The organism is Edaphosphingomonas laterariae, assembly GCF_900188165.1.
Lineage (GTDB): Bacteria > Pseudomonadota > Alphaproteobacteria > Sphingomonadales > Sphingomonadaceae > Sphingomonas_E > Sphingomonas_E laterariae.
In genome coordinates this window covers 1-6,733 of record NZ_FZOS01000062.1, presented here as the reverse complement: position 1 = coordinate 6,733, position 6,733 = coordinate 1, and the positions used below count along the sequence as shown (strand labels likewise).

The 6,733-nt window shown below is 64.2% G+C and carries 6 protein-coding genes and 1 pseudogene; 4 read left to right on the top strand and 3 right to left on the bottom strand.

Annotated elements, in window-relative coordinates:
* The 3 genes and pseudogenes from CHB74_RS21115 to CHB74_RS21105 all read right to left on the bottom strand — a co-directional run.
* Positions 1-1,167: pseudogene (locus tag CHB74_RS21115) on the bottom strand (methylase); the annotation flags it as partial.
* Between the two features lie 66 nt (positions 1,168-1,233).
* Positions 1,234-1,869, bottom strand: a complete 636-nt coding sequence (locus CHB74_RS21110; RefSeq protein WP_016744728.1) for a DUF7146 domain-containing protein — start codon at positions 1,867-1,869, stop codon at positions 1,234-1,236.
* 332 nt (positions 1,870-2,201) lie between these two features.
* Positions 2,202-2,528, bottom strand: coding sequence for a single-stranded DNA-binding protein (locus CHB74_RS21105; RefSeq protein WP_007688082.1), 327 nt, complete (start codon positions 2,526-2,528; stop codon positions 2,202-2,204).
* 79 nt (positions 2,529-2,607) lie between these two features.
* Here CHB74_RS21105 and CHB74_RS21100 point away from each other — a divergent pair, with 79 nt between their 5' ends.
* The 4 genes from CHB74_RS21100 to CHB74_RS21085 all read left to right on the top strand — a co-directional run.
* Complete coding sequence (locus CHB74_RS21100; RefSeq protein ID WP_013041755.1) at positions 2,608-2,808, top strand: hypothetical protein; 201 nt, start codon at positions 2,608-2,610, stop codon at positions 2,806-2,808.
* A gap of 386 nt (positions 2,809-3,194) precedes the next feature.
* Positions 3,195-4,283: a replication initiation protein gene (locus tag CHB74_RS21095; protein WP_007688083.1), complete on the top strand. Its 1,089-nt coding sequence runs from the start codon at positions 3,195-3,197 to the stop codon at positions 4,281-4,283.
* A gap of 195 nt (positions 4,284-4,478) precedes the next feature.
* On the top strand, positions 4,479-5,681 hold the full coding sequence (locus tag CHB74_RS21090) for an AAA family ATPase (protein WP_007688084.1): 1,203 nt from the start codon (positions 4,479-4,481) through the stop codon (positions 5,679-5,681).
* Positions 5,682-5,728: 47 nt separating this feature from the next.
* A partial coding sequence (locus tag CHB74_RS21085) for a ParB/RepB/Spo0J family partition protein (RefSeq protein WP_179220956.1) occupies positions 5,729-6,733 on the top strand: 1,005 nt, incomplete at its 3' end.

The window sequence follows — 6,733 nt, the reverse complement described above, 5'->3', positions numbered from 1 at the left end:
CAGCGCGCTTGGGTGCTCACGAGCATCGGCAATCAGCAGACGGCTCGGCCGATAGGGCAGGTAAATCCCTTGCGGTTCGCCCGCGGGTGCGGGCGCGTCGAGACGGTGATAGGCGACCGCGCGGGTCGTGGGCAGGGTCACCGCCGCACGCGAGCAGACGGGGCGGGTCCGCCGCGTGAGGCCCCGGAACAATCCGCTGGGGCGGGAGATCGGCTGCGGCTGCGGCGCGCATGGGGTCGCCATCGCATCGATGGCCGCAAGCGCAGCGCCGAGCGTCGTGCAGGTCTGGCGCGGGACCGAGCCCCCTGCCCCGTCCTTTTCGAGGAGTATGAGCTGGACTGCCTGGCCGGTGCCGTGCTTGGCATAGGCATCGGGCGGCAGGTCGAGATGCAGCCGGGCATGCGCGCCCGCAGTGGCGTGCAGCCAATCCGCGTCCTCCGTCTCGATGCGGTCGGGGAGAATAACGGCGCAGCGCCCGCCTGGAGCAAGCCGCAACAGCGCGGAGCGCAAATGGCGAAGCGCGGCATGGCGATCGCGCGCGCGCCCCTGGCTTCGCGAGAAGGGCGGATTGAGGAGCACGACGCTCGGCACCAGTTGCGGATCGAGCATATCGTCGATCAGTTCGCCATCATGCGTGCTCAGCCTGCCTTCGGGAAAGGCGTGACGCAGCAAACGCGTGCGCCAGGCATCGATATCATTGAGAAGGAGGCGCGCGCCGGCGAGATGGGCGTGTACGGCCAGGAGGCCGGTCCCGGCCGAGGGCTCGAGCACGATATCGTGTGCCGTGATCGCGGCTGCCTTGGCGGCAAGGAAGCCGATCGGCGCCGGTGTCGAGAATTGCTGGAACGCGATCTGCGTTTCGCTACGCACGCTTTGCGTGGGAAGCGCCGCCGTCATAGCGATCAGCTGGGCGAGCCGCGCATTTGCATCTGCCGGGAGCGTCGCGTTCTTCAGATGGAGGACCTGCGCGAGTTCGAGCACATCGTAGGCGTCGCGCAATGACCACAGGCCATCGGCGCTCGAGCCACCGAAAGCGGAGGTCATTTCGGCAAGGAGGTCGTTACGTGCAACCGGACATCCTTCGGACAGCCGGTCGGCTATGCCTTGAGCAGCGGTACGGGCGGGATCATCGAGCGGCAGCGTGAGCGCGAGGGGGTGTGTGGCCATGGGGCATCTCCAGGTCTGACACCTGGCATCAGCGCCAGGTCATCAGCCGGAAGGCTCCCTCCCCTTTCAGGCCGCCTCGGCGGCCCGGCGGACACGCCAAGCATCATTCCAGTCCGCGTGCCGTTCCGGCAGCCGGAGCACCAGTTCGCGTCCATTGGCTGTGAGATGGGGGCGGGCTTTTTTGAGCATGGCGGCAGCGGCGGCACCGCGATCGCCATAGACGATGATACGCTTGACCCGTTCGGGGATGGCGACAAGCCCAAGGCGTTCGACCCCGCCCAGCGCCCAGGTGGGCGTTCCGAACCAGGCCATTGCTGAAAGGGCGTCCTCGATGCCTTCGGCAAGGCCAAGCTCCTCGCCGGCCGGCGCCAGACGAATGGCCGCGTCGCCGAGAAGGCCAAGGGCAATCTTCGGCTTTGGCATGGGTTTGTGCAGGATGTCGGCGAGATCGAGGCAGGTCCGCTGGACGGCGACAACCCCCAGATCATTCTCGACCGCGGCGATCATCGCCGGAAAGAACCGGCGGCGCTCACCGGCCCCGACGATGGTGCGCGGGTTGTAGCGCAGGCAACGCGGATAGGGAGGCGGCAGACCGCGCGCCGCCAGATAATCGGCCGCTGGAGATCCGGCGATGGGCTGGCTCGCCTTCCATAGGCGAAGTGCAAGAGCGCGATGGTCCGCGGCCGCCTTCGGGCGCGGCATTGTGAGCGGCTCCGCATCGTGAAGTTTGCGCCGGCGCAAAGCAGCCAGAACATCGCGCGTGTCGCAGCCGGCAAAGCAGTGGAACAGGATCGCCCGCTCGCCCAGGCGTACCGACAGGCTGGGACCATGATCGTTATGTGCCGGGCACCGGCATTCGCCGCGCGTACCGCGCCAGATCCCACCCAGGGCTTCGACAATGGCTTTGGCGCGATGGGGAGCAGCTATGGGCATCGACAATGGCTTTGGCGCGATGGGGAGCAGCTATGGGCATCGACTAATCCTCGGAAGTGGTGGAGCGCCGCTGCTGATTGCGCCCTCCCCTCCCCGATATTTCACCCCGGCATGCCTTTGGGTGCCAGGATCCCGAATTCCTCGACGATGCGATCGGTTGTGTAGTGCGTCGCGCCGTCGCGTTCATAGGAGTTGTCCTTGAGCCGTCCGGCTATGCGCACGAGATCCCCGACTTGAGCCCGGTCGGCGATATGTTTTCGCTGGCCTTCGCTGAAGACGCTCACGCGGTTCCAGTGGCTGTCTTCCTGCCATTCGTTATCGTCACCCTTGCGGCGATAATTCGCGCAGACCGACAGCAGGGTGACTTTCGGCCGCGCGTCGATTTCCCCGATCCGGCCGATGATCTCGAACTTGGCGAAGTTGATCATGCACCCTCCATGCGCAAGGTCATTTGGCCGGCAGCCTATCGTAGGCGGCTAACTTCGCGTATCCCTCCAGGCGGGGGGATTGAACGATTGCATCAGGCGCGACGCCGATCTCTTTCTCAAAATAAAAAGAATCAAAACGCCGCTGCTCGCAGCGGAAGCTTTTCCGATTCAAAAGGATTCAGATTCAGGAGGCCGAAAGCACAGCATTTCTGCGGGTTTGAGCAAGCTTATCCTGACCGGACGGGGGATTTTGCCTGCCCTTCCGGGGGCGCTTCCCTGACCGATCGGGGGATGCAACCTGACCTGCTGGGGCCTTCCTGACCGTATGGGGGACAGCTTCCTGCTGGAGTGATTCGCTCGCCATAGCGTTCGTCAGGGACTTTCTTCGGCGTCCGCGCTGCCGTTTGCGCGGGTCCGGGCGCTTGGAAACGCGACTCGCCGCACTTCCTCATGGTTTGCTGCTTCGGAGCGAAGTTCCATCCTGACCTCTTGGGGGCCGAATCCGGTGTCTATCCTGCCCTGACTTGACGCGTAAGGACAGGTCAGGCAGATTTTCTCCCACGCTGGACGAATCGGCGCAGACTTCATGGCATGGATGACGAGCAAGCCCTAGATCACGCTGTAACGCCCTCCCCCACCGGCGATGACGCTTCTCCGGGACGGGCGATGCGGGTGGCTGCCGCCCTGCAGGCAAAGGGCGGTGACGAGTTCGCCAAGCCCGGCAGCATCGTCGAGGTCAAGTTCGTCAAAGGCCAGTCGCTTAGCCTGACTGCTTCGCGTTTGCTTGCGCTGATGATTTTGACCGCGGGCGGTGATGCCTGGGAGGACCGCCCGCACAAGATGCGAAAGGCGGACATTCGCCGCGGCCACAAGGGCAATGAGCGCATCTCGGATATGCTTGAGGAATTGCACCGCACGCTTTTCGCAGTCGACGACAAGTCCTGGCGCGGCAAGAAGGCGACGCTGCGCTTTTCGCTTATCTCGTCGTCGCGCGAAGAAGCGGAAGACGAAGAGGGCGCGGACGCTGGGTGGATCGAGTGGGAGTTCACGCCCGAAGCCCGAAAGCTGATCCAGGAATCGGAGACCTATGCGGTCCTGAACCGCCAGGCGGTGCTCGGCTTCCGATCAACCTATGCGCTCAAGCTGTACGAGATCGGGGCGCTGAGGCTGCATAGGCGCCAGTCGCTCTGGAAGGGCGACATGACGGCGCTGCGTGCGCTGCTCGGCATCGCGCCGGACGTCTACAAGGATTTCGCGCAGCTGCGCCGCAAAGTTCTCGAAAAGGCGAAGGCCGAAATCGACCAGCTCGCCCATTTTCGCGTGGAGTGGCGGGAGATCCGCCAGGGCAGAACTGTCACCGAAATCGAATTCCGCTTTGAGCCCAAGGATGCTCCGGCCCAAATCGCGACCGTGGATGAGATCGGTCGGCACTCTGCGGGCAGAAAGGCGCGGCGCGAGGACGAGGTGGAGACCGTTGCCGTCGAGGCTGTCACACAGGCGGCGGTGGCGGCCTTGGTGTCAAAGGATAAGGCTGGGGCAGGGGAGGTCACCTTCCCGAACGGCACGATCCGCTTTGGCTCGGACACGCTCGCGGCCATCGGCCGTTCGGCTGGCGGCGGTTGGGACATCGATCTCATTGCCGATGCCTATCGCGCGCAGATGGGCGAAAGGCTGGCGAAGCTCAAGGGCGCCAAGCTGATCGCATCCTGGACCGGCTTCTGCGAGAGTTTCCTGGCACGACGCGGGCGCCCCTGAGCCGAAATTGCACCGGTGCAATTTCGGGGTGAACTGCCCCCAAGGAGTCAGGTTGCGAGGGGGCGCAAAAGGTCTGCGGCGCAGATTGGGCAAGTTTCGCCCTTCGGGCTGGGCCGAATTGCGAAAATCAGCCTTCGATTGACCTAAAAGTGCAAATTGAGCTATGCCCCCTCTAGTTTCGCAAGGGGGCCTCTCTTGGCTGCATCACTCGACATTGAGGGCACGCAGGACCTGCTGTCCGTCTCGACGCTCGCACAACGGACCAGCTCTGTCCTCGAGCGGCTCCGCGACTCCGCGCGGAGTGCCCGGGCGGACGAGCGGCGCGAGCCGACGTTCCCGATTGGCAAGGCCGCGGAACTGGTCGGCCGAACCGCGGCGGCCATTCGCGAGGCCGAGAAGGACGGCCGCTTGCCGCCGCCTCCGCGAACCGAGAATAATCGGCGTGTCGGCTATACCCTGGCGCAGCTCAACGACATGCGCGGACTGTTCGGCACCCGGCCCTGGCGGGCCGCAACCGATCCCTGCTGCGTTATCGCGGTGCAGAACTTCAAGGGCGGGGTGGGGAAATCGACTCTTTCGGTGCACCTGGCCCAATATCTCGCGATCAAGGGCTACCGGGTGGCTCTCATCGATTGCGACAGCCAAGCGTCGGCAACCACGCTATTCGGCTATGTGCCCGACCTCGACCTGACCGAGGAGGACACGCTCTATCCATTCCTGCGGCACGACGACATGGAGTCGCTCGACTATGCCCTGCGCAAGACCCACTTCGACGGCCTTGAGCTTGTTCCGGCCAATCTGCGGCTGTTCCAGTCGGAATATGAAATCGCAGCGCGCATGGCGCGGGGGCAGGGGAACCTGATCGACCGCATGGCGCAAGGCATCGCGAGCATTGCCGATCGGTTCGATGTGGTGGTTCTCGATCCGCCTCCGGCGCTCGGCGCGATCTCGCTTTCGGTGCTGCGCGCGGCCAATGCGCTGGTGGTGCCGGTTCCGCCGACGGTGATGGACTTCTCGTCGACGGCGGCCTTCCTCGCCATGCTCGATGAGACCATAGAGACGCTGGCCGATCGCGGCTTGGCGCCGTCGCTGCAGTTCCTGCGCTTTGTGGCGTCCAAGGTCGATGAGAATAAGTCGATGCAGAAGGAACTGCTGAACCTGATGCGGACCCTTTTCGGTCACGCGATCGTCCGTACGCCGCTCAAGGATTCGGCCGAAATCGACAATGCAACGGCGCGGCTGATGACCGTCTACGAGCTGGACGGCCCGGTCACCAGTTCGACGGTGCGCAACCGCTGCCTTGCCTATCTTGATGGCGTGAACAGTGAAATTGAGGTCGACATTCGGTCGATGTGGCCGAGCCATTTGACGCGGCTTCGCAAGGAGGGACTCGCCTGATGCGAGCAAAATTGCACCGGTGCAATTCCGGGTAGAAGGGGTGGATGATGAGCAAGAAGAACGCCAACTTCGCGGCTGATCTGGTCGCCGGAATCGACCCGGGGGCGCAAGCCCCAGCGGCGCGGCGCCCTGGCATCGGTGCGAGCGTGCTGGCGGGCCGGGAAAGCCGGCTTGCCGAATTGGCGACGGGCAGCGTCGTCTCGCGCACCCATGAGCTTGTCGCTCCCGCGCGCTGCCGAATGTGGGCGGGGCATAACCGCGAATATGCGCTCCTCAATGAGGAGCGGTGCGCCGACCTCATCGAGAGCATCAAGGCGCAGGGCAAGCAAGAAATGCCCGCCATCGTTCGCCGCGTGAAGGACGATCCTGCCTTCGATTTCGAGGTGATTTGCGGCGCGCGCCGGCATTGGACGATCAGTTGGCTGCGCGCCCACAACTATCCGGATTTCCGCTTTCTCGTCGATATCCGTAGCCTTACCGACGAGGAGGCCTTCCGTCTCGCTGACCTCGAGAATCGGGCGCGCGACGATCTCACCGATCTGGAGCGCGCGCGCGACTATCTGCGCGCGCTCGACGCCTATTATGAGGGGCGCCAGAAGGTGATGGCCGAGCGGATCAATGTCACGGAAAGCTGGCTCAGCCGCTATCTCGACCTTGCCCGGCTGCCGGCGGAACTGATGGCGGCCTTCGCCCTTCCGCAGGATCTCAGGATCAAGCATGTCACCGCGATCAAGCCTCTCTTGAAACCGGAGGATCGGCGGCAGCGTGTGTTCGCCGAGGCGGGACGTCTCGCTCAGGTGCAGTCCGATCGCGCAGCACCGATGCCGGTCCCCGATATCATACGCGCGCTCGCTCTGGCCGCCGATCCCCCCAAGAGGTCAGGATCCCCCAAGAAGTCAGGAAAGCCGGAAACGATCGTGTCCGAAGGGGGGAAACCATTGCTGAAAGTGGAGGCGGTGGATCGTAAGGGTCTCAAACTTACCTTGCTCCCGCATGCCGGTGGTACGCGGGCTGAAGCGGAGGCCGCGTTGAAAGCGCTGCTCGATCAGCAT